The following is a 26254-nucleotide window of genomic DNA, read 5'->3' as shown; positions in this document are numbered from 1 at the left end:
GCGCTGCGAGGCAGCTGTCGCTTCAGGCGCGGCGATCCCTGGCGGCGCTAGCGGGCCGGGGCACCCATCTGCGCCGAGATGCGCGCCGTGGTAGCAAGCATCTGCTCGACGTACTCGGCCTTGAGGTCTTCACGGAAGCGGAAGCAGGGAAAGGACACGCTCAGGCCGGCCACGACCTGGCCGAAGCGGTCGCGGATCGGCGCCGCCAGGCACCTCATGTTGGCCTCGAATTCCTCGTGGTCTTCGGCAAAACCCAGCTCACGAACCCGCGCCAGCTCCGTCAGATAGGCGGCCAGGCTGTCGAGGGTGTTGGGCGTGCGGCGGACAAAGGTCTCCTGGGCGAGGATCTGGCGTACCTCGGCTTCCGCTCGCCAGGCCATCAGCACCTTGCCGATCCCGGTGCAATACAACGGCGCCCGCCGACCGATGCGCGAATACATGCGCAGGGTGTAGCGCGAGTCGAGCTTGTGCACATAGACGATGGCGCCCTCGTCGAAGATGCCGAGGTGGACGGTCTCGCCGGTGAGGTCGTTGAGCAGGCGCATGCCCGGCTCGGCCTCGCGGACCAGCTCCAGCTGGGGCAGGGCGCGGGCTCCCAGTTCGAACAGCTTGACGCTCAGCCGGTAGCGGTCTTCGGCGTCCTGGACCACATAGCCCAGGGCCTTGAGCGTCTGCAGGAAGCGGTGGACGGTGCTCTTCGACAGGTCCAGCTGCTGCGCCAGCTCCGAGACGCCGCAGTCGTCCTCGCGCTCGCCGAGGGCTTCGAGCACCGCCAGGGTACGCCCGACGGCGCTGACCATGTCGTTGCCGAGAATCTGATTCTTTTCCATCTAACCGCCGGTCGCCTGATTGCCGGAACACTGTTCCATTCTGATTGACGAACGCAGGAAAGGCCAGCAACACTGTCTTCCAGCGAATGGAACAACGTTCCAAAGTATTTCGCGCGTAAGGGTCTCTTTCCACCGCTGGCGGTCGCCGGGGGTGCGAACAAAAACAACAACGGAACCTGCGACGATGAAATCCATGACCAAAGTCCCGGGCGCTCTGGCGCCTGCCGCTCGTACCCCCGGCTGGTTGCCCCGTGCCCATCCGGTGTCCTGGCAAATGCTGGGCATTACCACCCTGGCGATGCTGATGATCTCGGTGGATCGCCAGCTGCTGCCTACCGTGTTGCCGGCGATCATGCAGGAATTCGGACTGGACGCCGCCCAGGGTGGCTGGCTCAGTTCGCTGAGTTTCGTCGGTACCCTGATCGGCGCCCTGGTGGTGGGGGTGCTGGCCGACAGCGTCGGCACCGGCCACCGCCGTGCCTGGAGCTGGGTGGGGGCCTGCGCCCTGACCATAGGCTCGGCCTTCGCCACCGTCTATGCGCGTTCGCTGGGCGCCCTGCAGGTGTTGAGATTCACCATGGGCCTGGGCACCGGCGCCATGGAGCCGGTCAACATCGCCGTGGCCAGTGAATTCTGGCAAAAGGAAAATCGCGGCTTCGCCCTCGGCGTCCACCACACCGGCATGCCGCTGGGGCAATTCGTCGGTCCGGTCCTGATGGGGCTGATCCTGGCCAATGGCGACTGGCGCGCCACCTTTCTCTGGATCCCGCTGATCGGCCTGCCGATCATCCTGCTGCAACTCTACCTGGGCCGCCGGCGCAACGAGGAGCAGGTCTATGCCTGGATCCGCGAGGAGGGGCTGACCGTTCCGGTCGACACCGCCGCGCCCGTCTCGCGCAATCCGCTGACCAACCTGCGCCAGGCCTTCGCCGAGCGCAACGTGCGCCTCTGCCTGGTGATGAACTTCCTGTTTCTCTGGACCGAAATGGGCGTGGCCACCTTTCTGACCTACCAGCTCACCAGCCAGCTGGGGCTGAGCCTGGCCGAGGCCGCGGTGATCTCGGGCGCCTCGGGACTGGTGGGCTGGGCGGGACAGATCTTCTGGGGGACGCTGAGCGATCACCGTGGCCGCAAGTTCGCCCTGGGCGTCCTGACCATCGGCTTCTCGGTCTGCGTCGCCCTGTGCATGTTCATCGACAGCCGCGCCATGGCCTGGACCCTGCTGCTGGCCTGGGGCCTGTTTCGCAATTCGCCCTATGTGGTGCTCTATTCGCTGGCGGTGGATTCCTCGCCGCGCGCGGCCGGCAGCGGCCTGGGGCTGCTCATCGGCGTGGGGCTGGGCCTGGCGGGCTTTCTGGTGGGGCCGGTGGCCGGTTACGTGATCGAGCATTTCGGCTGGCACTGGAGCTACGCCATGCTCGCCCTGAGCTGCCTGCTGGCGCTGATACCGCTGCGCTTCGTGGAGGAGACCCGGCATGGCGCCACCTGAGTGCCTGTTCGACCATAGGGATGAACTGGGCGAAGGCCCGGTCTGGGATGCCCGGCAGCAGCGGCTGCTGTGGGTGGATATCCTCGCCGGGCGGCTGTTGCGCGCGGCGCCCCAGCCCGCGGCCCCGGTCGACATACTGGGCTTCGGCCGACCGCTGGGTTGCGCCGTGCCCCATGTCGACGGCTCCACCTGGCTGGCCCTGAGCGATGGCGTCTGGCGCCTGGCCGCCGGTGCCTCTCAGCCGGTGCCGATCGCGCAGCCGCCCCAGGCGGTCCATGGATCGCAGCACCGCTTCAATGACGGCAAGTGCGATGCGCTCGGCCGTTTCTGGCTGGGTACCACGCTGCTCGACGAGGCACCCGGCGGCGGCCGGCTGTATCGCCTGGACCTGGATGGCCAGCTGCAGCCGATGCTCGACGGCATCACCGTGTCCAACGGCCTGGGCTGGAGTCCGGACAACCGCACCTTCTACTACATAGATTCGCCCACCCGCCGGGTACAGGCCTTCGATTTCGATCTCGCCAGCGGCGCGCTCGGCCGCGGGCGCACCCTCATCGACTTCGGCGAGCAGCCCGGCGTGCCCGATGGCCTGGCCGTGGACAGCGAGGGGGCGCTGTGGATTGCCCACTGGGACGGCTACCGCCTGAGTCGCTGGAGCGCCGAAGGCGAATTGCTCGCCTGGGTGGAGCTGCCGGTGGCGCGGGTGACCTCCTGCGCCTTCTACGGCGAGCGCCTGGAGCAGCTGCTGATCACCACCGCCCGGGTGGGCCTCGATGAGTCCGCCCGCCAGGCGCAACCCCTGGCCGGACGTCTCTTTAGCCTCGATCCCGGCGTGACCGGCCTGGCGGTGTCCGCCTGCCGCGTGCGGGTTCCAGAGCACCTCCAGGAGTCTGCATGACGCTACCCCTCGTTTCGTCCCCGCTGACCCGCATCGGCCTCATCGGCGAATGCATGGTCGAGTTGCGCAGTCAGGGGGATGGCCAGCTGGGCCAGGCCTTTGGCGGTGACACCCTCAATGCCGCCGTTTATCTGCGACGGCTGCTCGGGGATGACCCGGTGCAGGTCGATTACCTCACCGCGGTGGGCGACGACAGCCTGAGCCAGGCCATGCGCGCCCGCTGGCGCGAGGAGGGGCTGAGTGACGCGCGGGTGCGGGTGCTGCCCGGACGCCTGCCAGGCCTCTATCTGATCCAGACCGATGCCGACGGCGAGCGGCGCTTTCTCTATTGGCGCGGCGAGGCGGCGGCGCGGGAATGTTTCGACGGCGCCGAGGCCCAGCCGCTGCTGGCGGCCCTGGCGGAGTACCAGGTGCTCTATCTCAGCGGCATCAGCCTCGCGGTGTTGACCGACACCGGCCGCGAGCGGCTGCTGGAGGCGCTACGCCAGGCGCGCGCCGCCGGCACCCGCATCGTCTTCGACAACAACTACCGGCCGCGGCTGTGGCCGAACCTGCAGGCGGCGCGCACGGCCTATCGCCGGCTGTTGCACCTCACCGATGTGGCGCTGGTGACCTGGGAAGACGACGCCGCGCTGTTCGGCTTCGCCGACGAGGCGGCGCTGTTCGCCCAGTACGCCGAATGGGGCGTGGCCGAGGTGGCGCTCAAGCGCGGTGCGCGCAGCTGCCTGCTGCAGCATCGCCAGGGGCGCCAGGAGGTGGCCGGCGAAGCCGTGGCCCGGGTGGTGGACACCACCGCCGCCGGGGATTCCTTCAGCGCCGCCTACCTGGCCTGCCGCCTCCAGGGCGGGGCCCCCGAGGCGGCCGCCGCCTGGGGGCATCGCCTGGCGGCCACGGTCATCCAGCATCCCGGGGCGCTCATTCCGCGCGCGGCCATGCCGGCGCTGCCGCCCCTGATTCCCGCTCTCACTGCCCAGGCCTGAAGCCATGAAGATCACCGAAGCCCGCGTCATCGTCACCTGTCCCGGTCGTAACCTGGTCACCCTCAAGATCGTCACCGACGAAGGCCTTTATGGCCTCGGCGACGCCACCCTCAATGGCCGCGAGCTGGCGGTCGTGGCCTATCTGGAAGAGCACGTGCTGCCAGCGCTGATCGGTCGCGATGCCCATCGCATCGAAGACATCTGGCAGTACCTCTACCGGGGCGCCTACTGGCGCCGCGGACCGGTCACCATGACCGCCATCGCCGCGGTGGACGTGGCGCTCTGGGACCTCAAGGCCAAGGCCGCTGGTATGCCGCTGTACCAGTTGCTCGGCGGCAAGAGTCGCGAGCGGGTGATGGTCTATGGCCATGCCACCGGCAAGGACATCGAGAGCTGCCTGGACGAGGTCGCCCGCCATGTGGAGCAGGGCTATCGCGCGGTGCGAGTGCAGTGCGGCGTGCCGGGCATTCCCACCACCTATGGCGTGGCCAAGCGCGAAGGCGAGCGATACGAGCCGGCCGACAGCGATCTGCCGGCCGAGCACGTCTGGGACACCGCCAAGTACCTCAATCACGTACCCAAACTGTTCGCCGCGGTGCGTGAGCGCTTCGGCGACGACCTGCACCTGCTGCACGACGTGCACCACCGGCTGACGCCCATCGAGGCGGGGCGGCTGGGCAAGAGGGTCGAGGAATACAACCTGTTCTGGCTGGAGGACTGCACCCCGGCGGAAAATCAGGAGGCCTTCCGCCTGATTCGCCAGCACACCACCACGCCGCTGGCGGTGGGCGAGGTGTTCAACTCCATCCACGACTGCCGCGAGCTGATCCAGGAGCAGTTGATCGACTATATCCGCGCCACCCTGGTGCATGCCGGCGGCATCACCCACATGAGGCGCATCGCCGACCTCGCGGCGCTCTACCAGGTGCGCACCGGCTTCCATGGCGCCACCGACCTGTCGCCGGTGTGCATGGGCGCGGCGCTGCACTTCGACACCTGGGTGCCCAACTTCGGCATCCAGGAGCACATGCCCCACGAGGCGCGCATCGAGGAGGTCTTTCCCCATGCCTATCGCTTCGCGGACGGCCATTTCACCCCGGGCGAGGTGCCCGGCCACGGCGTGGACATCGATGAAGACCTCGCCGCCCGTTATCCGTACCAACGCGCCAGCCTGCCGGTGAACCGGCTGGTGGATGGCACCCTGTGGCACTGGTGAGCGAGGAATCCCGGATGAAAGCCTTTCAGGTCAGAGCACCCCACGAATTCAGCATCGAAGAGGTCGCGGTACCCACGCTGGCACCCGGCGAGGTCCGCGTCGGGGTGGCCTATGCCGGCATCTGCGGCTCGGACATGCACATCATCCATGGGCAGAACGCCTTCGTGCGCTTTCCCCGCGTCACCGGCCACGAATTCGCCGGCGTGGTGCGCGAGCTGGGCGCGGGCGTGAGCGGCCTGGCGGTGGGCGATCCGGTCTGCGTCGATCCGGTGATCGCCTGCGGCAGCTGCTATCCGTGCCGCATCGGTCGGCCCAATGTCTGCAGTCGCCTGCAGGTGCTGGGGGTGCACCGCGATGGCGGCTTCAGCGAAGAGGTCTGCGTGCCCGCGGCCAATGCCCATCGCCTGCCGCCCGGTTTGCCGCTGGCCCAGGCCGCGCTGGTCGAGCCCTACAGCATCGCCCTCAATGTGCTGGAGCGGATGCAGTTCCTGCCCGGGGATTCCCTGCTCATCTACGGCGCCGGCGTGATCGGCCTGACCCTGGTGCAGATGGCCAGGGCGCTGGGCATCGCCGATATCACCGTGACCGATGTGCTGGACGATCGCCTGGCCACCGCCCGGACCCTGGGCGCGACCCGCACCCTCAATGGCCGCGAGACCAACGTCGAGGCGGCGCTGCGCGAGGCCACCGGCGGCGAGGGCGTGCCGCTGATCGTCGACGCCGCCTGCCATCCGGCCTTGCTGCCGGAGATCGTCCGGCTGGCGTCGCCGGCCGGGCGGATCGGCCTGCTGGGCTTCAGCGCCACGCCCAGCGAGCTGGTGCAGCTGGAGATCATCAAGAAGGAACTGACCCTGGTGGGTTCGCGGCTCAACAATGGCCGCTTTCCGCGGGTCATCGAGCTGCTGGCGGCGGGCAAGCTGGATGCCGCGGCGCTGATCAGCCACCAGGTGGCCAGCCAGGAGATGCCGGGTGCCATCGAGCTGATCGAAAGGCATCCCGAGCAGACACGCAAGGTGCTGGTGCAGTGGGGTGGCAACGCCTGACAATGCGCGCTCCGCAAGGGGCGTCGCTTCGATGCCTTACCGAATAAAGACAATGAGCGGGAGGTAACAAATGGCTGGACAAGGTCGTGGACTGGTACTCGTCATGCTGTTCCTGGCGGGGGTCGTCAACTATCTGGATCGCTCGGCGCTGTCGGTGGCAGCGCCCCTGATCCAGAAGGACTTCGGGCTGGGCGCCGGGGAGATGGGGCTGCTGTTCAGCGCCTTCTTCGTCGGCTATGCGGCGTTCAACTTCATCGGCGGCTGGGCCGCCGACCGCTATGGCGCCAAGACCACGCTGCTGCTGGCCATGGTGCTCTGGTCGGCGTTCAGCGGCCTGACGGTGCTGGCCTCGGGCTTCGCCGCGCTGATCGTGATCCGGGTGTTGTTCGGCATGGCGGAGGGGCCCCTGAGCGTCTCCACCAGCAAGATGGTCAACAACTGGTACGCGCCCCACAACCGGGGTCGCACCCTGGGCCTGTCGATGTCGGGCACGCCCCTGGGCGGCGCCATCTCCGGCCCCATCGTCGGGGTGATCGCGGTGACCTACGGCTGGAAGGTGTCCTTCGTCGTCATCATGCTGATCGGCTTCGTCTGGGCGGTGGCCTGGTACCTCTGGATCAAGGACAAGCCCACCGGCCAGCTGGCCGCCGACATCGCCGCCGAGGAGCGCGCCGTGGCCGTGGTGGATACCGAGGTGCGACCGCTCAAGTACTACCTGCGCCAGCCCACGGTACTGTTCACCGCCCTGGCGTTTTTCGCCTACAACTACACCCTGTTCTTCTTCCTGACCTGGTTCCCCAGCTACCTGATCCAGGCCTACGGCCTCAATGTGAAGGACATGAGCATCGCCACGGTGATTCCCTGGGTGCTGGGCTTCATCGGCCTGGCGGTGGGCGGCTATCTGTCCGACTGGGTGTTCCGCAAGACCGGTCGCCTGATGTTTTCGCGCAAGGTGGTGCTGGTGACCTGCCTGCTGGCCTGCGCCCTGTGCATCGGCGTGGCCGGCCTGGTCAGCACCCTCTATGCCGCGGTGGCCCTGGTGGCGCTCTCGGTATTCTTCCTCTATCTGACCGGCGCCATCTACTGGGCGATCATCCAGGACACGGTGCCGGCAGCGCGGGTGGGTGGGGTGAGCGGTTTCATGCACTTCCTGGCCAACACCTCGGGCATCATCGGCCCGGCGGTGACCGGCTATCTGGTGCAATTCACTGGCGCCTTCACCAGTGCCTTCCTGCTCGCCGGCACCCTGACCGTGATCGGTTCGCTGTGCGTGGCGCGCTTCGTCAAGCCGCTGGCCGAGCGGCCGGCGGAGGCACCCGCCACGCTGGCTACCGGAGGCGTCCGATGAGCGATTTCCAACGCATTCCCTCGCGCTATCCGGCGCCGGCCATCGGCATCGTCCACCTGGGGCTGGGCGCCTTCCATCGCGCCCACCAGGCGGTCTACCTGGAGCGCAATCTGGCCCGCCACGGCGGCGGCGCCTGGGGCCTGTGCAGCGCCAACCTGAGATCGGGGCGGGCGCTGGTGGAGACCCTGAACGCCCAGCAGGGCCGCTATCACGTGGCCGAATACCGCAACCGGCGCGAAGGGGTGCTGCGCGAGATCGGTGCCCTGCGCGAGGTGCTCTACGCCGGCGACGGTGGGGCCGGGCGCGAGGCCCTGCTGGCGCGGCTGGCCGATCCCGGGGTGCGCATCGTCACCCTGACGGTGACGGAAAAGGGCTATTGCCTGAGTCCGGCCAGCGGCGCCTTGCGCCGCGACGATCCCGGCATCGTCCATGACCTGGCCGAACCGCGGGCGCCGCGCACCGCGCCGGGGCTGCTGGTGGAAGGCCTGCGCCGGCGCCGCGCGGCCGGCATCGCGCCCTTCACCGTGCTCTGCTGCGACAACATGCCGGACAACGGTCAGCGGACCCGCCAGGCGGTGGTGTCCCTCGCCGAGGCCCAGGACGCTGGGTTGGCAGCCTGGATAGCCTCTACCGTGGCCTTTCCCTGCAGCATGGTCGATCGCATCGTCCCGGCCATGGACGAGGCGGCCTTCGCGCGGCTGCGCGACCTCGGCTGCGATGACACGGCCGCCGTGGTGGGCGAGGCCTTCAGCCAGTGGGTGGTCGAGGACCGCTTTCCGCAAGGGCGCCCGGACTGGGAACGGGAAGGGGTGCAGATGGTGGCGGACGTCCGCCCCTTCGAGACCATGAAGCTGCGCCTGCTCAATGGCAGTCATACGCTGCTGGCCTATGTCGGTAGCCTGGCCGGTCACGGCACCGTGGCCGAGGCCATGGCCGACGAACGCCTGGCGGCGCTGGTGCACCGCTACATGAGTCGCGAGGCGGCGCCGACCCTGGACATGCCGGAGGGCGTGGACCTGCAGGCCTACGCCGCGGCGCTGGTCGCGCGCTTCCGTAACGACGCCCTTCAGCACCGCCTGCGGCAGATCGCCATGGACGGCTCGCAGAAGCTGCCCCAGCGCTGGCTGCTGGGTGCCCAGCGGCTTTTGGAGCAAGGCGGCGAGCTGGCCTGCACCGCGCTCGGCGTGGCGGCCTGGATTCACTATGGTGAAGGCGAGGGCGAGGCGCTGGACGATCCCCTGCGCGCCACCCTGGCCGCCTTGCCTGCTGGCGCGGCGCGGGTGGACGCCGTGCTGGCGCTGGCCGAGGTCTTTCCACCGGCCCTGGTCGCGCAACCCGTCTTTTGCGACGCGGTGCGACGGGCCCACGCGCGCATCGCCACGGCGGGTATCGCCGCGGCCATTGCCGATCTCACCGAACAAGGAGTCTGACATGGAACACACCTGGCGCTGGTTCGGCCCGCGCGATCCCATCTCCCTCGCCGACATCCGCCAGACCGGGGCCACCGGCATCGTCACGGCGCTGCACGAGATTCCCAATGGCGAGGTCTGGCCGCTGGCGGCCATCGCCGAGCGCAAGGCGCTGATCGAGGCGGCGGGACTGACCTGGTCGGTGGTGGAAAGCATCCCGGTCCACGAAGACATCAAGCGCGGCCTGGGGGGGCGCGAGCGCTATCTGGACAACTATCGACAGAGCCTGCGCAACCTCGCCCAGTGCGGTATCGACGTGGTCTGCTACAACTTCATGCCGGTGCTGGACTGGACCCGCACCCAGTTGGCCCATCGACTGCCCGACGGCGGCTGGGCGCTGAGATTCGATCAGGACGCTTTCGCCGCCTTCGATCTCTGCATCCTGCAGCGGGAGGGCGCCGAGGCCGAGTACGCCGCCGAGGAGATCGAACGCGCGCGCCGCTATCACGCCGGGCTCGACGACGCCGGGCGCGAGGAGCTGGTGCGTACCCTCATCGCCGGTCTGCCGGGCGCCGAGGAGGGCTACTCGGTCGCCGACCTGCGCACCCTGCTGGCCACCTATGCCGGCATCGACACCGCGCGGCTGCGCGAGCACCTGGCGGTCTTTCTCCAGGCCGTGGTGCCGGTGGCGGAAGAGGTGGGCATTCGTCTGGGGGTGCACCCGGACGATCCGCCGCGCCCGCTGCTGGGGCTGCCACGGGTGGTCTCCACCGCCGCCGACGCCCAGTGGCTGCTGGACGCGGTACCGAGCCCGGCCAACGGACTGACCTTCTGTACCGGCTCCTATGGCGTGCGCGCCGACAACGACCTGGTGGCCATGGCCCGCCAATTCGCGCCGCGCATTCACTTCGTCCACCTGCGGGCGACCCGGCGCGAAGCGGATCCGCGCAGTTTCCACGAGGCCCATCACCTGGACGGCGACGTGGACATGGTCGGGGTGATCCGCGAACTGGTACGCGAGGAGCGTCGCCGTGAACGCGCAGGCGGGGCGCGGCTGCCCATGCGTCCGGACCACGGCCACCAGCTGCTGGACGACCAGGGGCGACGGACCAACCCCGGCTATTCGCTGATCGGCCGGCTCAAGGGCCTGGCGGAATTGCGCGGCGTGGAACAGGCCGTGCGGCGGCTGGAAGAGGCGCATGACTGATGCGGATCGGCGTCTCTCGGATATACCTCGTGCCGGACCCCGCCACCGGCGCGGTCAAGGCCAACCTCGAATGCTGACGTGGAGACCCCTATGGAATTGATCACCCGCAGCGGCGCCGCGGCCGCTGCCCGCGCCACCCTGCGCCTGCATCCGCAAGACGATGTACTGATCGCCCGCCAGGCGCTGGTGCCGGGCCTCGACTTGCCGGAGGAGGGCGTGCAGGTCCGCGAGCCGGTGCCGGCCGGGCACAAGGTCGCCGTGCGCGCCATCGCCGCAGGCGCGCCGGTACGCCGCTATGGCCAGATCATCGGCTTCGCCCGCGAGGCCATCGCCGCCGGCAGCCATGTGCACGTGCACAACCTGGCCATGGGCGACTTCACCCGCGAGCACGCCTTCGGGATCGAGGCCCGCGGCGCACCAGCGCCCATCGAGCGCAGCTTTCTCGGCATCGTCCGCCCGGATGGCCGGGTGGCGACCCGCAATTACATCGGCATCCTCACCTCGGTGAATTGCTCGGCCACGGTGGCCCGGGCGGTGGCCGACCATTTCCGCCGCGACGTCCATCCCGCGGCGCTGGGGCCCTATGCCAACGTCGACGGCGTGGTCGCCCTGACCCATGGTGTCGGCTGTGGCATCGATACCCAGGGCGAGGGCATGGCGGTGCTGCGCCGGACCCTGGGCGGCTATGCGTCCCATCCCAACTTCGCCGCGGTGCTGTTCATCGGCCTGGGTTGCGAAGCCAACCAGATCCCCACGCTGCTGGCCGATCAGGGCCTCAGCGAGCACGCGGGATTGCGCACCCTCAATATCCAGGACAGCGGCGGCACCACCGCCACCGTGGCCCGGGGCATCGCCGCCGTGGAAGCCTTGCTGCCTGCGGCCAATGCGGTGGCGCGCGAACCGGTCAGTGCCCGCCATCTGATCCTCGGCCTGCAGTGCGGTGGCTCGGACGGCTATTCCGGCATCAGCGCCAACCCGGCGCTGGGCCGGGCGGTGGATATGCTGGTGGCCGCCGGGGGCACCGCCATCCTCTCGGAAACCCCGGAGATCTACGGCGCCGAACACCTGCTCACCCGGCGCGCCGCCAGCCCGGCGGTGGGCGAACGCCTGGTGGAGCGCATCCGCTGGTGGGAAGACTATTGCGCCCGCTTCGGCGCCAGCCTGGACAACAACCCCTCGGCGGGCAACAAGGCGGGTGGCCTGACCACCATCCTGGAAAAATCCCTCGGCGCGGTGATCAAGGCCGGCTCCACCGATCTCATGGCGGTCTATGGCTACGCCGAGCCGGTGCGCAGCCCGGGCCTGGTGTTCATGGACACCCCCGGCTACGACCCTGTCTCGGCCACCGGCCAGGTGGCGGGAGGGGCCAACCTCATCGCCTTCACCACCGGCCGGGGTTCGGCCTATGGCTGTGCGCCGACGCCGTCGCTGAAGATCGCCACCAACACCCGCCTCTGGGAAAGCCAGCGCGACGACATGGACGTGGATTGCGGCGGCCTGGTCGACGGCAGCACCACCCTGGAAGAGCGCGGCGCCTTCATCTTCGAACGGTTGCTGGCACTGGCGTCGGGGGAGCGTAGCCGCAGCGAGTTGCACGGCTACGGGCAGAACGAATTCGTCCCCTGGCAACTGGGCGCCACCACCTGAGCCCGAGCTTGCGGGAGGGGGACAGCCTCGCCGCCGGTGCCTCGTTCAGCTGTCCTGGCGCCGGCCATACAGCAGGGCGTAGAGCACCGGGATCAGCCCCAGGGTCACCAGGGTGCCCAGCGCCAGGCCGCCGATCATGCTGATGGCCATGCCGGTCCACAGCGGACCGGCAAAGAGCATCAGCGGGATGAGGCCGAGGATGCAGGTGAGCTTGGTCATGATGATCGGCCGCAGGCGCTCGCCGGCGGCGTCGAGCAGCGCCAGGACGAGGGGCTTGCCGGCCTGCCTTTCGGCTTCTATGCGTTCGAGCAGCAAGACCGCGTTGTTGACGATGATGCCGGCCAGGGACAGCAGGCCGAAGGTGGCCATGAAGCCGAAGGGATGGCCGCTCAGCCACAGCGCCAGGGCCACGCCGATGAGGATGAAGGGGATGCTGGCGACGATGATCAGCACCTTGCGCCAGGAATCGAATTGCCAGAGGAACAGCAACAGCATGGCCACGGCGGCCAGCGGCAGATAGCGCAGCAGGGCGTCGTTGGCGGCGGCGGAATCCTCGCTCTCGCCGCCCAGCTCCAGGCGGTAACCGGGCGGCAGCTGCAGGGTGGGCAACTGGGGCGCGAGGGTGGCGACCAGGGTGGCGGCGGTCATGCCGGGATTGCGCGCGCTGACCGTGAGGGTGCGCTGCAGGTTGCGCCTGACCTTGACCCCGGCCTCGCTGGCCAGCTCGATCCGGGCCACCGCCGCCAGCGGTAGCGGCGTGGCGCCGCCCTGGGGATAGACCAGCAGGGTGCTCGGATCGCCACCGCGGGGCGTGCTGCGCGCCGCGATCTCGACCGGATACTGGCCGTCGCGCAGCTGGGCGCCGCTCAGGCCGTCGCCGGCCAGTTGCAGCGCCTGGGCCAGGTCGCGCCGGTCGAGTCCGGCGGCGCGGGCCCGGGCCGGGTCGACCTCGACCTGGTAGCGCAGCAGGCGCGGACCCCAGTCGTCCTGGATGTCGCGGGTCCCGGGGACGGCGGCGAGCAGGTCGGCGAGGTTGGCACCCAGCTGACGCAGGACCGTCTCGTCCGGACCGCTCAGGCGATAGACCGCCAGGCCGCTTTCGGTGGTGCCCAGGGAAAAGCGCTTGGGTTGGGCGCGCACCTCGGGATAGGCCCGGGTCAGCTGCTCGCCGACCCGGGCCATGACTTGGGCGAGATCGGCGTCCGGGCGGGTGGTGACGGTGAAATAGGCGACATCGGGACCGGGCAGCGGCGGATTCAGGCCCAGCACGATGCGTGGTCCGCCCTCGGCGACGTAGCCGATGCTCTCGACGATATCGGCATCCTCGCCCAGCCAGCGGCTGAAGCCCTGCATGAGTTCCAGGGTGCGCTGGGCCGAGGTGCCCGGTTCCAGCTGCAGGGGGATCTGGAACTGGTTGCGATCCGAGGGCGGCAGGAAGTCGTATGGCAGGCTGAGCACCTTGAGGGTGGCCAGGGCCAGCAGCCCGAGCATGGCCAGCAGATAGGCCAGCCGATGCCGCAGCAGGACCTCCAGCAGGCGGCGATAGCCGCGGTGCAGGGCGCTGTCGGTGCTGCTACCGCTATGGCTGGGGTCCGGCACCAGGCGCAGGCAGAGCAGCGGTGTCACCGTCAGGCTCAGCGCCCAGGAGCCCAGCAGGGTCAGCGCCAGCACCACGGCCAGGGACCTCAGGTATTCATTGGTGCTGGTCTGGCCGAGAAAGAAGGGCGAGAAGGCCAGGATGATCACCAGCGAGGAGGTCAGCAGCGGGATGGCCAGGGTCCGGCCGGCGGCTGCGCAGGCGGCGCGGCGCTCTTCGCCCGCGCGCAGGCGCCGTTCGATGTCCTCGGCGATGACGATGCCGTTGTCCACCAGCAGCCCCAGGGCCAGGATCAGCGCGGCGATGGACACCGTCTGCAATTCGATGCCCAGGGCGCGCATGACCAGCAGGGTCGCCAGCACCGTGAGCGGGACGATGGCGCCGACGATCAGCCCCAGGCGCCAGCCCAGGAACAGCATGACCACGGCCATGACGATCACCATGGTTTCCATCAGCACGTGCTGCATGCGCGCCATGGCGTGGTGCACCACCTCGGCCTGGAAGGTCACCCGATGCAGGGCGAAGCCGGTGGGCAGGGTGGTCGCCAACTCCTCCAGCCGGTCGTGCAGCGCGGCGCCGAAGGCTTCGACGTTGCGGCCCGGGGTCATGGCGATGCCCAGCACCAGGGCGCGTTCGCCTCGATAGAAGGCGGCGCTGCGTACTGGCTGCTCGGGCTCGACCTGCACCTGGGCCAGCTCGGCCAGGGGCACGGCGCGGCCTTCACCCAGCCGGATCGGCACGGCGCGCAGCGCGGCGGGATCGGCCAGTTCGCCGCTGATGGCCAGGCTGAGGACGCGTTCTCCCGCGCGCAGGCTGCCGCCGCTGACCAGTTCGTTACGGGTGCGCAATTGCGCCAGTAGCGCCTGGGGCGACAGGCCCAGGCGGGCCAGCGCCGTGGCGTCCAGGGTCAGGACGACGCGCTCGTCCCGCAGGCCATAGAGGGCGATACGGTCGACCCCGGGCAGGCCATAGAGGGCGCGGCGCAGGCCTTCCACCTCGCGGCGCAGTTCGCTCGGTGAAAAGCCGGGCGCGGTCACGGCGATGGACGCCACCGCCACTCGACCGAAATCATCGTCCACCCGCGGGCCCTGGGTGCCTTCGGGCAGGCCCGGAGCCACCTCGGCGACCTTGTTGCGGACGCGCTGCCAGAGCGCCGGCAGATCCTTGATCTCGTCCCGGGCGGTGAGCTGGATGATGGCCTGCCCGGGTCTCAGGGTGGTCACCAGGGTCTTGAGTTCAGGCAATTCGCGCAGCCGGTCTTCCAGCGGCTTGGCCAGCAGCTCCTCCACCCGGTCGCTGGGCAGGCCGGGCAGGGCGACGCTGACCAGGGCGTCGCGCACGGTCACGCTGGGTTCTTCCTGGGACGGAAAGCCGAGAAAGGCGTAGATCCCGCCCAGCAACAGGGCCAGGGCGATGCAAAGCACCAGGCGACCCCGGCGCAGGGCGAAAGCGGTCAGGGACATGGCCTACTCTCCCGTGAGCACGGTGCTGGGCTGATAGGGCAGCACATGCTCGCCGGCGCGCAGAAAGGCAGCGCCGGCCACCACGATCTGCTCGCCCTCGGCGAGACCGCTGGCGATCAGCGCCTGGTCCTGCCGCAGGGCCGCCACCGTGACCGGGCGCGGCTTCACCTGCTGGGTCTCCGGCTGGTAGACGAAGACCTGACCCGCGGTGCCGCGCTGTCCGGGCAGCAGCGCCCCCAGGGGTACGGCCAGCTGCGCCTGGGCCGGCAGCGGCAGGCGCACGTCCAGCAGACTGCCGCTGGGCAGGGCCGGCGCCTCGCTGCCAAGGGCGAAGACCGCTTCCTGTAGCAGGCCCTGCTCGGCACGCGGCGAAAGACCGATCAGCCGGAGCGCCAGGGGCGCGCCGTCGCGCGTGGCATAGGCCTTCGCCTGGGCGCCCGGTGTCAGCCCCTGGGCCAGGGCGGCTGGCACCTGCACCACCACCTGGCGTTCACCCTCGGCCTGCAATCCGAGCAGGGTCTCGCCCGCGCCCAGTAGCCGCAGCGGCTCCGGCACGCGCAGGATGATCTGGCCCGCGAAGGGCGCCACCAGCCGGGTCTGGGCCAGGGCGCGGCGCGCCAGCGCCAGCTCCGCCTCGGCGCCCCGTTGCTGCGCCTGGGCTGCGCCCAGGGCGGCATCGGCGCCTTCCAGCTCGGCCTTGGCCAGGTTGCCCTCGGCGAACAGCTGCCGTGCCCGTCGCTGCCCGGCGCGGCGCTGATCCAGCTCCACCCGGGCAGCCTGCACCCGGGCGCTGGCCTGGTCGAGGCGCAGACGCGCCGACTCGCCATCCTGCTCGGCGAGCACCTGACCGGCCGCAACCTGGGCGCCCACGTCCACGGCCACCCGCAGCACCCGCCCGCCATTCTCGAAGGCCAGCGCCGTACTGCGCGGCTGGCGCACCAGGCCGGGCAGCAGCGGCGCCTGGGCCGTCAGCCGGGCGACCGGCGCGAGCTTGACGGTGCGCAGGGGCACCGGACCGGGGCGTTCATCCGGTGAGCAGCCGCCCAGCAGGGGGAGCAGCAAGAGGAGTGTGAGGGCGGAGGTCAGGCGCGGGCCGGGCATGGCGGGCTCCAGGATCAGAAGCTGTAGGTCAGGGCGACTTGGGTGGTGGTGGCGGTGGCGCGCTGCCGCAGCGGGCTGTCGCGTGCCTGGTCGCCGTAATAGGTGGTGGTCAGGGTCGCCACCGAACTCCAGTGCGGATCGAAGGTGTGCAACCAGTTCAGCGCGACGGAATAGGCATAGATGCCCTGGTCGAGACGCGCCGGGGCGAAGCCGCTGGCGGCGCTCTGGGCGGCGGTGACGCCGAAATAGGTCTGGTTGAAGCGGCGGTCGCCGGCATGGGCGTCGAGATCCAGCGCCAGGGTGTCCTGGTCGGTGTGCAGGCCAATGGCTTCCATTCCCAGGCGATAGCGAGTGCCGCGCTGGGCCCCGGCCAGCCGCCATTCGCCCTCGGCGTTGAGACTGAGCCAGGGCGCCAGGGCCTGGCTCAGGGTGAGGTCCAGCACCGTGGATCCGTCGACCTCGCCCATCCCCCGCAGCCGGTCGGCGCCTGGCCGCGAGGCGTTTTCGCGGTCATCGCGGCCGACGTCGTAGTTCAGGGCGCCGCTGAGGGTCAGCCCCTGGGCCGACTGCCATTGCAGGCCGAGGCCACGACTGGTGTCGGCAAAGAAGGGGCCGCGCTGGACCACCACCAGGGGCAGCAGCTGCGGCCGATAGTCGGCCGAACCCAGGTAGCGACTGACCGCGCCGGCCACCAGGCCGAGGCTGACATCGGTGTGGTCGCCCCAGGGCGAGGCGTCGGCCGCCTGGCCGGCCAGGGGCGTCAGGCAGAGCAGCAGCGGCAGCAGGGGGGTGCGGGTCATGGCAGGTCCTCTCAGGTGGCGGAAGGGTGGTCCAGGCCGTGCAGGGCGCGGTGCAGGCGCAGGCGATTGAGGCGCAGCGCCTGCTCGGTCTGGCGCAGCGTCTCGCCGGCGCGTAGGTCGTCGAGACCGGCCTGCAGACTGGCGCCGGGATCGCCAGCCCCGGCCTGCCACTGGTGCGCCAGGCGCTGGCGGCGCTGGTGGCTCAGTTGCAGCTGGGCGTCCAGGGTCTGGCGCTGCGCGAGCAGCAGGCGGCGCTCTTCCAGGCCGTCGGCCAGTTCGCGAAAGGCGTCCTGCAGGGTGCGTTCGTAGGCGGCCAGGGCCAGGTCGCGAGCAGCCTTGGCCGCATCCAGATTGGCGCTGTTGCGCCCGCCGTCGAACAGCGGCAGGGACAGCGACGGCGTCAGCAGGCGCAGGCCATGGCCGGCGCTGAACAGATCCTGCAATTGCGGACTCGCCAGACCCACCGCGGTGCTCAGGCGGATGCTCGGGAAAAAGGTGGCGCGGGCCGCGCCGATGCTGGCGTTGGCCGCCTGCAGACGTTCCTCGGCGGCGCGCACGTCGAGACGCTCCAGCAGGCGGCTGGAGGGCAGGTCGGCCAGCTCGCCGGGCAGCTCCGGCGGAGGACCGGCGAGGGCAGGCGCAGCGCCGGGCGAGGGCGCCAGCCGGTAGCCGGTGACCCAGGCCAGCGCCCCATAGGCCTGGGTGCGCTGACTCAGCCGCTGCTGCAGCTGCTGGCGCGCCTCGAGAACGGCCTGGGTCAGGGGCTCCAGCGCGGCCGGAGCCAGGTCGCCGGCGGCGATGCGCGCCTGGGTCCGCTGCGCCAGCTGGTCGCTGAGCGCGGCCATCGCCTGGGCGCTGGCGACCTGGGCATCGGCCTCGCGGGCCAGCAGGAAGAGGCGCGCCACCTCGACCACCAGGGCGCCGCGCGCGGCCTGCTGACCATAGGCACTGGCCAGCAGCTGGTGGCGGGCTTCCTCACCCAGACTGGCCACGCGGCCGAAGAAATCCAGTTCGAAGGCGTCCACGCCCAGGGTGGCGGTGGCCAGGTCCTGCTGGTAGCGCTCGTCCAGCGCCTGATCGGCGAAGCGCTGACGCGGACGCTGCACCGCCAGGCCCAGGGTGGGCCAGCGCTCGGCCTGGCGGGCTCCCAGTTGCGCCCGCGCCTGCTCGACCCTGAGCTGGGTTATCCGGTAGTCTCGATTGCCCGCCAGCGCCTGGCTCGCCAGCGTTGGCAGGAGGGCTTCAGCGCTGACCGCGGCCAGCAGTTGGCGCTCCTCCGGACTGAGGTCGACGACCGCCGCGAGCGCCGCATCCTGCCGTTGCCACTGCCCCAGATGCGCGGGCACCGGCAGTGCCGGCCGCTGGTAGTCGGGAATCAGTGAGCAACCGCTGAGGCCCAGCAGGCTGATCAGCAGCAGCGGGCAGGTGACGGAAGCGGCGAGTGAAGGCATGGCAGGCAGACCCGGTGCAAGGCATGGATCGCAGCCTAGGGACGCCGAATCAAGATTCCTTCGGCGAATTGTCGAGATTCGATCAAGAGAGCGGACGTGGGCGACAAACTCATACTCATCGTCGAAGACGACGCCGACAGCGCCAGCGTGCTGGAGGCCTATCTGCTGCGTGACGGCTTCACGGTGATGCTCGCCGAGGACGGCCGCCAGGGGCTGGACCTGTTCCAGCGCGAGCGACCCGATCTGGTCCTGCTCGACATGATGCTGCCGCGCCTCGGTGGCACCGAGGTGCTGGCGCAGATCCGCCGCGCCGGGGATACCCCGGTGATCATGGTGACCGCCATCGGCGACGAGCCGGAAAAGCTCGGCGCCCTGCGCTATGGCGCCGACGACTATGTGGTCAAACCCTACAACCCCAAGGAGGTGGTGGCGCGGGTGCACGCGGTGCTGCGTCGCTGTCATCAGGCGCCGCGCGATGATCGCTGGCTGCGCCATGGCGCCCTGACGGTGGATCTGGAGCGTTTCAGCGCCACGGTCGAGGCACGCCTCCTGGAGCTGACGCCCACCGAATTCGGCCTGCTCGCCACCCTGATGCGCACCCCGCACAAGGCCTTTACCCGCGAGGAATTGCTGGAGCGCTGCCTGCCGGAGAGCGAGGCCCTGGCGCGGGTGGTGGACACCCACCTGCACAACCTCAGGCGCAAGCTGGAGGCGGCCGGCATTCCCGGCGTGCCGGTGACGGTACGCGCCATCGGCTATCGCTTTTCATGAAGCGCCAGGCCCCGCTGGGACGCTGGGTCGGCTGGCGCATGAGCCTGCTGGCACTGGGCGCGGTACTGCTGATCGCCGCCGGCATGTACCTCTGGTTTCTCTTCGGCGACTGGTGGGTGCTGCGCCAGGTGCCCCAGGCGGCGCGGGCGGAGATCCTCCAGCTGCGCGCCGATCCGCAGGAAAACGAGGCAAGGCTCTGGGCGCTGTTCAGCCACTACTATCCGGTGCGCTATTTCCTGCCCGGTATCGCCAGCCGCGACTGGTGGGTGCTGGCGGGCCTGGTGCTGGCAGCCGTGCCGTTGATCCTGCTGGCCGGCTTTCGGCTGTCACGCCCGCTGTCGAGCCAGTTCTCCGCCATCGCCGCGGCGGCGCGGCGGGTGGCGTCGGGCGATCTGGACACCCGGCTGGAGGTCGCCGAGACGGCACCCGCGGAGTTGCGCCGCCTGGCGCTGGACTTCAACAGCCTCACCGCGCGGTTGCAGCAATACGAACGCGACGTACGGGATTCCAGCGCCATCCTCGCCCATGAGCTGCGCACCCCGCTCAACGCCGCCTCGGTGCGGGTGCAGGGCATCCTCGACGAGGTCTTTCCCGCGGATGCCTGCCAGTTGCAGATGGTCAAGCGCCAGCTCGACCTGCTCAACACCCTGGTCGGCGATCTGCATACCCTGTCGCTGGCCGAGGCCGGGCAACTGGCGCTGGACCAGCGGCCCTTCGCCCTGGCGGCGCTGGTGGAAGAGCGACTGGCCTGGTTCGCGCCCCAGCTGCAGGCCGAGGCGATACGACTCCACCTGGAGCTGGATCCCCGCCAACGGCTGTACGCCGACCGCGATCGCATCGGCCAGTTGCTCAACATCCTGCTGGAAAATTTCCTGCGCTATGGCGCCAGCGGCGGCGAACTGGAGATCGTCCAGCGGGCTCTGGCAGAGGGGCTGGTGCTGGAATTCCGCGATCGCGGCCCGGGCATCGCCGAAGCCGACCGTGAGCGGGTCTTCCACCGCTTCTGGCGCGCCGACAGCTCCCGGGCGCGTCATCTGGGTGGCAGCGGCCTGGGCCTGTCCATCGCCCGCGCCATCTGCGCGGCGCACCAGGGCCGCATCGTCGCCCTGGGGCGCAAGGGTGGCGGCACGGTCATGCGGATCGAGTTGCCGGGACGGCTGTCCTAGCGCGGCAGGCGTCTTGGAACGACTACCCCTGTCAGGGCGACAGGGGCAGCGGGCCTCAGGCGGAGGCGTCGTCCGCAGGGGCGGCGACAGCCTCGGCCGCTGCAGGCGCCTCAGCTTCGACTGGCGTGGCGGTGTCCGCCTTGGCCTTGGCCTGCTCACGGCGGGCCTGGGCGCGCTGGCGGCGTGCCTGCTGCTTGGCATAGACCGCCTGGGAAGCGGTCACGGTGCCAGCCGGCTGGCCATCCAGATCCAGGCGCGGGGCGTTTTCGGTCATGGCCGCCCAGTAGCGGGTGCCACGGCACCAGGTGGCGATCGACTGCTTGAGCTGGTCACCGGTGATGCCCAGGCGCTCCAGGTGCTGCTCGGCGTCCTTCAGGATGCCTTCCTTGAGCGGCACCTTGGGGGCCGGATTGACCGGGAAGGCCAGCGGGAAGTGCTTTTGCAGACGGCGGATGCCTTCGACCACCGGATCCTGCTCGCGGGGCTTCTGCTCGCGGGGCTTGGCTTTCGGTGAAGGTCTCCGCGCCGGCCGCTCGTTGCTCTCGGTCTTTACCTGCGCTTTTTCGGCCCGCAGGCGGTCGCGTAGTTCAGCTAGTTGCTCAAAGCCCATCGTTCAGCTCACCGCTCCAATAGAATTCACGTGCAAGGGTAACCCATGCCGGGCTTGGACCGCGCCGATTGCAGATTGGCACGCCCAAGGCTGGCGGCCCGTCATTCTAAAGGCTGGTTTGCCGCTCGTGCATCCTCGGAAGCGTCATTCCCGGCGGATGGTGCGCCCTGCTGGGCGTTTTCTCGGCCCTTTACGAACGCCGCCGAGCGCAGGTGAGGCGAGTTGAAACGACCTTAGGGAGTAACGGCCCAAGGCGACTCGAAGGCTGAGCGCGCCCGAACCGGAAGGCCGAGGAAGGGCCGTGCAGGTGCGGTACACGAGGCTTCCGACCGGGCTGCCGATCCAGGCATTGCAACAAAGCAGCGCCGATGATGCAGGCACTTCGCGTACTGGATCTAGCCGCCTCCGGTCAGGCGCGACACCCATTGCGCCAGCCGCAGCTTGAACGGCGAATAGGGCGGCAGCAGCAGACGAACGGCCAGCAGCGGACCGGCGGCGAGCACGCTGCGCTCGTGGGAAAAGGTGCGAAAGCCCGCCTGGCCATGGGCGCTGCCGCTGCCGGAGTGATTGACGCCGCCAAAGGGCAGGTGCAGCTGGGTGTACTGCTGCATGCACAGATTGAGGCCGACGCTGCCGGAGCTGGTACGGGCGACGACCCGTCGCTGCACCGCGCGATCGCAACTCCAGAGATAGAGCGCCAGGGGCTTGGGACCGGCGTCGATGCGCTGCAGCACCTCCTCCAGGTCGTCGTAGGCGATCACCGGCAGGAGCGGACCGAACAGCTCCTGGCTGTCCAGGGGGCTGTCGACGGCCGAGCAATCCAGCAGCGTCGGGGCGAGATAGCACCCGGCCGCATCGTGCGCGCCGCCGTGGATCAGCTGCGCGCCGGCGGCCCGGGCCTGTTCCAGCAGCCCGATCAGCTGGCTGGCGTGGCGCGGGTGGATGAGCCGGGCGTAGTCCGGGCTGGCGGCGGCATCGGTGCCGTAGCGCTGCACCAGCAGGGCACGACAGCGTTCCTTGAAGGCCGGCAGCAGGCGGCGGGCGACGAAGACATGATCGGGCGCGACGCAGGACTGGCCGGCATTGAGGAATTTGCCCCAGAGCAGCAACTCGGCGGCGGCGTCCAGGTCGGCGCTGGCGTCGATGATCGCCGGCGACTTGCCACCCAGTTCCAGGGTCACCGAGGCCAGGTGCTGGGCGGCGGCCTGCATCACCAGGCGGCCCACGGCCGTGGAGCCGGTAAAGAAGAAGTGATCGAAGGGCAGTGCCAGCAGCGCCTGGGCGGTGGTGACGTCGCCTTCGCAAAAGGCCACGGTGTCGGGGGTGAAGGCCTCGGCCAGCAGCTCGCGCAGCACCGCGTTGACCGCCGGGGTGAATTCCGAGGGCTTGAGCATCACGCTGTTGCCTGCCGCCAGCGCCGACACCAGCGGGCCGAGCAGGGTGGAGACCGGGTAGTTCCAGGGGCCGATGATCAGGCAGCGACCGCGGGGCTGGCTGTGGATGTGCGCCGGGCAGCCGAGGGAGGTCAGGGTCGGTCGCACCCGCCGCGGCTTCATCCAGCGGCGCAGATGGCGGCGCGCGTGCTGGATCTCTTCCAGCACCGGCATGATCTCCGACAGTTCCACCTCCACCTCGGGTTTGCCGAAGTCCTGGCGAAAGGCCGCATAGAGCGCCCCACGCCGCGCCACCAGGGCGCCATGCAGGCGCTGCAGCAGGGTCAGGCGCTCGGCGGCGCTGGAATCGCGCAGGGCCAGGGTGCGCGGTCCCTGGGCGGCGAACAGCCGCTGCAGGGTCTCGGGGTCGACCGGGGCGCAGGCAGAAGCGGGATCGGGGAGGGGCGCATTCATGGCAGCAGTCCGCAAGGGGGCAGGAAGGGGCGACACGGCGACGACGGCAGTATTCAGCCTGGGCGTTGCCAGCGCCAGCGTGGCAACGGCCGGGAGCCGGGGGCACTGAGGGCGAGTAGGGCCGCCAACCCCAGGGCCAGCAGGGCGAGCAGGGCGCTGGTCAGGGCGGCGGGCCGGACCGCGGCGCCCTGCAGCCAGAGGGACGCCAGCGCCGGGCCGGCGGCGCAGCCGAGCAGCTGCAGCGAAGGCACCAGGGTGGCGACGCGGCCACTGGCGTCCAGCCGCAGGGCCAGGCTGATCTGGAAGGGGGTGAGGGTCTGCCAGAGAAAGGTGAAGGCCAGGCACAGCAGCGCGAAGGTCAGGTGTGCCCCTGGTGCCAGGCCATAGATCAGCGCGGCCAGGCTGCCCAGCAACAGGGTCGCCAGGGTCAGGGTGGTGGCGGCCGGTAGCCAGGCCACCAGCGCCGCGCCGGCCAGACCACCGAGCAACTGCGCGGCGAAGCTGGCGGCGATCAGGGTCTGGGCCTGGCTGGCGTCCAGCCCGAGGGCTTCACCATAGGGCTCCAGATAGGCCCAGAGCGCACCGATCGCCGCCAGCTGGCAGCCGACGAAGGCCAGCAGCAGGGCCTGGGGCAGCCGCCAGCGATGGCGAACGGGCACGCTGCCAGGGAGCTCCAGCGCCGCCAGCCGGCGGGGCAAGGCGGCGGTCAGCGGCAGGGCCAGGGTGGTGACGCCGGCCAGCAGCCGGAAGCCGCCGGGGCTGCCCAGGCGCGGCAGGATCCACAGCGCCAGCAGGGCGGCCAGCAGGCCCTGGCAAAAGGTCTGCAGCGCCATGAACAGGCCGGATAGGCGCTCGGCGGCGGGCTGGCGCACGATCAGCGCGACCGCCGCCCAGAGCAGCAGGCCATCGCCGAGGCCGGCGAGGGCGCGCAGGCCGAGCAGCAGCAGATCACCGCTGGCCTGGGCACTGGCCAGGTCGGCGGCGACCGCCAGCAGCGTCGCCGGTACCAGGACGGCTGGCAGCCCCAGGCGCGGGCCCAGGGCCTCGCCAGCGATGACCCCCAGGCCCAGGGCGACGATCTCGCCCATGGCCACCAGGCCCAGGCCATCGAGGCTGGCGCGACCGCTGGTGAATAGCTCGCCGAGCAGCAGCGGCTGCAGGCCGAGGATGAGCAGGGCCAGGGACCCCAGCAGCAGCGCGGCGCAGACCTGGCGGGGCGGAGAGGGCGAGGTGACGGTCATGGGCTCTACCTTCGAAGAGTAACTAGTAACCGCGACTTTCCGCCGGCAGCCGGCCCTGGCGGAAGGCCTCGGCGGCAGCGCGCTGGTCGCGCTGGAGCCGGCGGGTGGCGATCAGCACCACCCACCAGGGCAGGCGGGTGAGCGCCGCGCCGGTGGCCTGGGCCAGGGTGTAGGCCTTGGCGCATTTCTCGAACAGCTCGGCATTGAGGGCGGCGCGGCTGGCGGTGGTCCCCAGGCACAGCGGCTGGCCGCCGAGCAGCTGGACGTTGCCCTGGTCGGCCAGGGCTTCCGCCAGGGCGTTGCTCCTGGTCACCGCGGGTGCCATCCGGCCCAGGTGCCGGGCCTGCTCGTCGAACAGCTGTGGCAGCTGGCCGCCGAAGTCCGCTACATGCTGCCCATAGCGCCCGGCCCCCTGGATGATGGCGCCGACATCCGGTCGCGAGCGGTAGATGAGTGCGTGATCGAGGGCGCCGCCGCTGCTGCGGGTCAGCTCGATCTCGCAGGGGGCGGCATCGCCCAGGGTGCCGTACCAGAGGCTGCCCGCCCCCGGTATGCGTACCGACAGGGCCAGGGCCGAGCGTTCGCCCTGGCGGGCCAGACGTTGCTGCAGATCCAGCCATTGCTGGCGCAGTTCGGCTTTCATGGGCGGCCTCATACCAGTTGGAAGACCCGGTCGAAACGCTCCAGGGCGTCGTCGATCACGGCGTCGGTGTCGGCCAGGCTGGTGTAGATGCGGCTGCCGGCCAGGGTGATGAGGCCATGGGCGGTATAGGCCGCGCCCATCTCTTCCATCATGTGCTTGCGCGCCTTGGCTTCGTTGCGCACCCGCAGCAGCTTGAGCGGGTTGCCGGTGTCGAGCAGCAGCACGCCGGAGGTCTGCAGATGGACGATGGAGCCCAGGTTGTAGGCGACATAGGGCAGGTTGCGGCGCTGGATGATCTCGTCCAGCCCTTGGCGCAGCCGATCGCCGGCACGACCGGCCTGGCCGGCGGCGTCGAGGCGCTGGATCTCCTTGAGGGCGTAGTAGCCGGCCACGCAGCACAGCGGATTGGCCGACAGGGTGCCGCCGACGAAGGCGCGCTTCGACGAGGTGCCGATGCCGCCCACCAGCAGCTGCATGACCTCGGCCTTGCCGCCCAGGGCCCCGGCCATGGGATAGCCGCCGGTAAGGCATTTGCCGAGCACGGTGAGATCCGGCAGCACCTTGAAGTAGCCCTGGGCACCGCCCATGCCGGCGCGAAAACCGGTCACCACCTCGTCGAAGATCAGCAGGGCGCCGAATTCGTCGCAGAGCTTGCGCACCTCGCGATTGAACTGCGGATGCACCGGGCGGGTGCCGCTCTCCGGGCCGAAGGGTTCCACCAGCACCGCCGCGGTACCGCCGCGCAGGCGATTGAGTTGCAAGCGCCGGCGCAGGGCGTCGAGGTCGTTGGGCGGGCTTTCCTGGGTGTGGGCGGTGGCGCCCCGGGGAATGCCGAGGGCCTCCATGCGTCCGGTGCCGGGCAGGCGCATGCCGTACACCAGCTGATCGCTCCAGCCGTGATAGGCCCCGCCGATCTTGATGATCCAGCGGCGCCCGGTATAGGCCCGCCCCAGGCGCACCGCGGCCATGGCCGCCTCGGTGCCCGAGCCCAGCAGCCGCACCTGGTCGATGCCGGGCACGCTCTGGCAGACCAGTTCGGCGAGCTTGACCTCGTATTCGTGCAGCAGGCCGGTGACCGGGCCGCACTCGGCGAGGATGCGCTGGACCTGCTCGCGCACGCCGGGGTGATTGGAGCCGAGCAGGGTGGGACCGCCGGCCTGGAGAAAGTCGATGTAGCGGTTACCGTCGACGTCGGTGAGGTGGCCACCTTCCGCCCGGGAGATGGCCAGGGGGAAGGGATGGTTGAACGCCAGGTTGTGCTGGATGCCCCCGGGGATGAAACGCTTGGCTTCTTCCGCCAGTCGCCGCGAGCCCTGGCAGCGCTCGTCGAAATAGCCCATGACCTTGGCCAGGGCATCGCGGCGCAGCGGGCGCATGGGTTGTTTGACCAGGGCGTCGAAACGGCGATAGAGCGTCTCGGTATCCGGCCAGGCGGAAATCGCCGGCGGCGTGGGTACCAGGGGCGGCGGGGTGGTCAGGGGCTGGTTCATGGCGGAC

The 26254-nt window shown here is 70.1% G+C and carries 21 protein-coding genes; 11 read left to right on the top strand and 10 right to left on the bottom strand.

Annotated elements, in window-relative coordinates; translation table 11 throughout:
- Nucleotides 1-47: 47 nt before the first annotated feature.
- Nucleotides 48-830 (bottom strand): DNA-binding transcriptional regulator KdgR, encoded by a 783-nt coding sequence (gene kdgR / locus QE444_RS15945; RefSeq protein WP_133860849.1) that lies wholly within the window; start codon nt 828-830, stop codon nt 48-50.
- A 193-nt stretch (nt 831-1023) separates the two neighbouring features.
- On the opposite strand from kdgR, the gene QE444_RS15940 reads away from it, so the two are divergent.
- The 9 genes from QE444_RS15940 to QE444_RS15900 all read left to right on the top strand — a co-directional run bounded on the left by QE444_RS15940 (nt 1024) and on the right by QE444_RS15900 (nt 12067).
- The gene (locus tag QE444_RS15940) at nt 1024-2319 is read left to right on the top strand and encodes an MFS transporter (RefSeq protein ID WP_309739786.1); all 1296 of its coding nucleotides are present in this window, start codon (nt 1024-1026) and stop codon (nt 2317-2319) included.
- Nucleotides 2306-3217, top strand: coding sequence for an SMP-30/gluconolactonase/LRE family protein (locus QE444_RS15935; RefSeq protein WP_187979511.1), 912 nt, complete (start codon nt 2306-2308; stop codon nt 3215-3217). The genes QE444_RS15940 and QE444_RS15935 overlap by 14 nt, the downstream gene beginning before the upstream one ends.
- A complete protein-coding gene (locus tag QE444_RS15930) occupies nt 3214-4197 on the top strand; it encodes a sugar kinase (protein WP_280306697.1) in 984 nt (327 codons plus the stop codon). The genes QE444_RS15935 and QE444_RS15930 overlap by 4 nt, the downstream gene beginning before the upstream one ends.
- 4 nt (nt 4198-4201) lie before the next feature.
- Entirely contained in the window at nt 4202-5413 is a 1212-nt protein-coding gene (gene manD / locus QE444_RS15925; protein WP_187979509.1) for a D-mannonate dehydratase ManD, read from the top strand.
- Nucleotides 5414-5427: 14 nt separating this feature from the next.
- Complete coding sequence (locus tag QE444_RS15920) at nt 5428-6456, top strand: Zn-dependent oxidoreductase (RefSeq protein ID WP_280306698.1); 1029 nt, start codon at nt 5428-5430, stop codon at nt 6454-6456.
- A 70-nt stretch (nt 6457-6526) separates the two neighbouring features.
- A complete protein-coding gene (locus QE444_RS15915; RefSeq protein ID WP_133860844.1) occupies nt 6527-7804 on the top strand; it encodes an MFS transporter in 1278 nt (425 codons plus the stop codon).
- Nucleotides 7801-9234: a mannitol dehydrogenase family protein gene (locus tag QE444_RS15910; protein ID WP_280306700.1), complete on the top strand. Its 1434-nt coding sequence runs from the start codon at nt 7801-7803 to the stop codon at nt 9232-9234. Before QE444_RS15915 ends, QE444_RS15910 begins: the two co-directional genes overlap by 4 nt.
- Nucleotide 9235: 1 nt before the next feature.
- Nucleotides 9236-10420, top strand: a complete 1185-nt coding sequence (uxuA, locus tag QE444_RS15905) for a mannonate dehydratase (protein ID WP_280306701.1) — start codon at nt 9236-9238, stop codon at nt 10418-10420.
- A 90-nt stretch (nt 10421-10510) separates the two neighbouring features.
- The gene (locus QE444_RS15900) at nt 10511-12067 is read left to right on the top strand and encodes a UxaA family hydrolase (RefSeq protein ID WP_280306703.1); all 1557 of its coding nucleotides are present in this window, start codon (nt 10511-10513) and stop codon (nt 12065-12067) included.
- A gap of 45 nt (nt 12068-12112) precedes the next feature.
- Here the strand turns inward: QE444_RS15900 and QE444_RS15895 are convergent, their stop codons facing one another.
- Genes QE444_RS15895 through QE444_RS15880 form a run of 4 tightly spaced genes read right to left on the bottom strand, consistent with a single transcriptional unit; the run spans nt 12113 to nt 18479 of the window.
- Nucleotides 12113-15127 carry an efflux RND transporter permease subunit gene (locus QE444_RS15895; protein WP_309739773.1) on the bottom strand — a complete coding sequence of 1005 codons (3015 nt, stop codon included), beginning with the start codon at nt 15125-15127 and terminating at the stop codon, nt 12113-12115.
- Nucleotides 15128-15130: 3 nt separating this feature from the next.
- Complete coding sequence (locus QE444_RS15890) at nt 15131-16228, bottom strand: efflux RND transporter periplasmic adaptor subunit (protein WP_280306707.1); 1098 nt, start codon at nt 16226-16228, stop codon at nt 15131-15133.
- Nucleotides 16229-16242: 14 nt separating this feature from the next.
- Nucleotides 16243-17028, bottom strand: a complete 786-nt coding sequence (locus tag QE444_RS15885; protein WP_280306708.1) for a MipA/OmpV family protein — start codon at nt 17026-17028, stop codon at nt 16243-16245.
- An 11-nt stretch (nt 17029-17039) separates the two neighbouring features.
- Complete coding sequence (locus tag QE444_RS15880; protein ID WP_280306710.1) at nt 17040-18479, bottom strand: efflux transporter outer membrane subunit; 1440 nt, start codon at nt 18477-18479, stop codon at nt 17040-17042.
- A gap of 96 nt (nt 18480-18575) precedes the next feature.
- On the opposite strand from QE444_RS15880, the gene QE444_RS15875 reads away from it, so the two are divergent.
- Together QE444_RS15875 and QE444_RS15870 are read left to right on the top strand one after the other, a co-directional pair.
- Entirely contained in the window at nt 18576-19250 is a 675-nt protein-coding gene (locus tag QE444_RS15875; protein WP_133860836.1) for a response regulator, read from the top strand.
- On the top strand, nt 19247-20416 hold the full coding sequence (locus tag QE444_RS15870; protein ID WP_280306712.1) for a cell wall metabolism sensor histidine kinase WalK: 1170 nt from the start codon (nt 19247-19249) through the stop codon (nt 20414-20416). Before QE444_RS15875 ends, QE444_RS15870 begins: the two co-directional genes overlap by 4 nt.
- 55 nt (nt 20417-20471) lie before the next feature.
- Here the strand turns inward: QE444_RS15870 and QE444_RS15865 are convergent, their stop codons facing one another.
- From QE444_RS15865 to QE444_RS15845, 5 genes are all read right to left on the bottom strand, one after another.
- Entirely contained in the window at nt 20472-21026 is a 555-nt protein-coding gene (locus QE444_RS15865; RefSeq protein ID WP_187979500.1) for a ProQ/FinO family protein, read from the bottom strand.
- A gap of 395 nt (nt 21027-21421) precedes the next feature.
- Nucleotides 21422-22873 carry an aldehyde dehydrogenase family protein gene (locus tag QE444_RS15860; protein WP_309739764.1) on the bottom strand — a complete coding sequence of 484 codons (1452 nt, stop codon included), beginning with the start codon at nt 22871-22873 and terminating at the stop codon, nt 21422-21424.
- 53 nt (nt 22874-22926) lie between these two features.
- Nucleotides 22927-24114 (bottom strand): hypothetical protein, encoded by a 1188-nt coding sequence (locus QE444_RS15855; RefSeq protein ID WP_309739762.1) that lies wholly within the window; start codon nt 24112-24114, stop codon nt 22927-22929.
- 22 nt (nt 24115-24136) lie between these two features.
- Nucleotides 24137-24757 (bottom strand): class II aldolase/adducin family protein, encoded by a 621-nt coding sequence (locus QE444_RS15850; RefSeq protein WP_309739759.1) that lies wholly within the window; start codon nt 24755-24757, stop codon nt 24137-24139.
- A gap of 8 nt (nt 24758-24765) precedes the next feature.
- Nucleotides 24766-26247, bottom strand: a complete 1482-nt coding sequence (locus QE444_RS15845; RefSeq protein ID WP_309739756.1) for an aminotransferase class III-fold pyridoxal phosphate-dependent enzyme — start codon at nt 26245-26247, stop codon at nt 24766-24768.
- Between the last annotated feature and the right edge of the window lie 7 nt (nt 26248-26254).

It is taken from the genome of Pseudomonas sp. SORGH_AS_0199, from assembly GCF_031453735.1.
In the GTDB taxonomy this organism is placed as follows: Bacteria; Pseudomonadota; Gammaproteobacteria; order Pseudomonadales; family Pseudomonadaceae; genus Chryseomonas; species Chryseomonas aestiva.
Note: the sequence above shows the minus strand (reverse complement) of the source record. Positions and strands in the feature narration are given on the sequence as shown.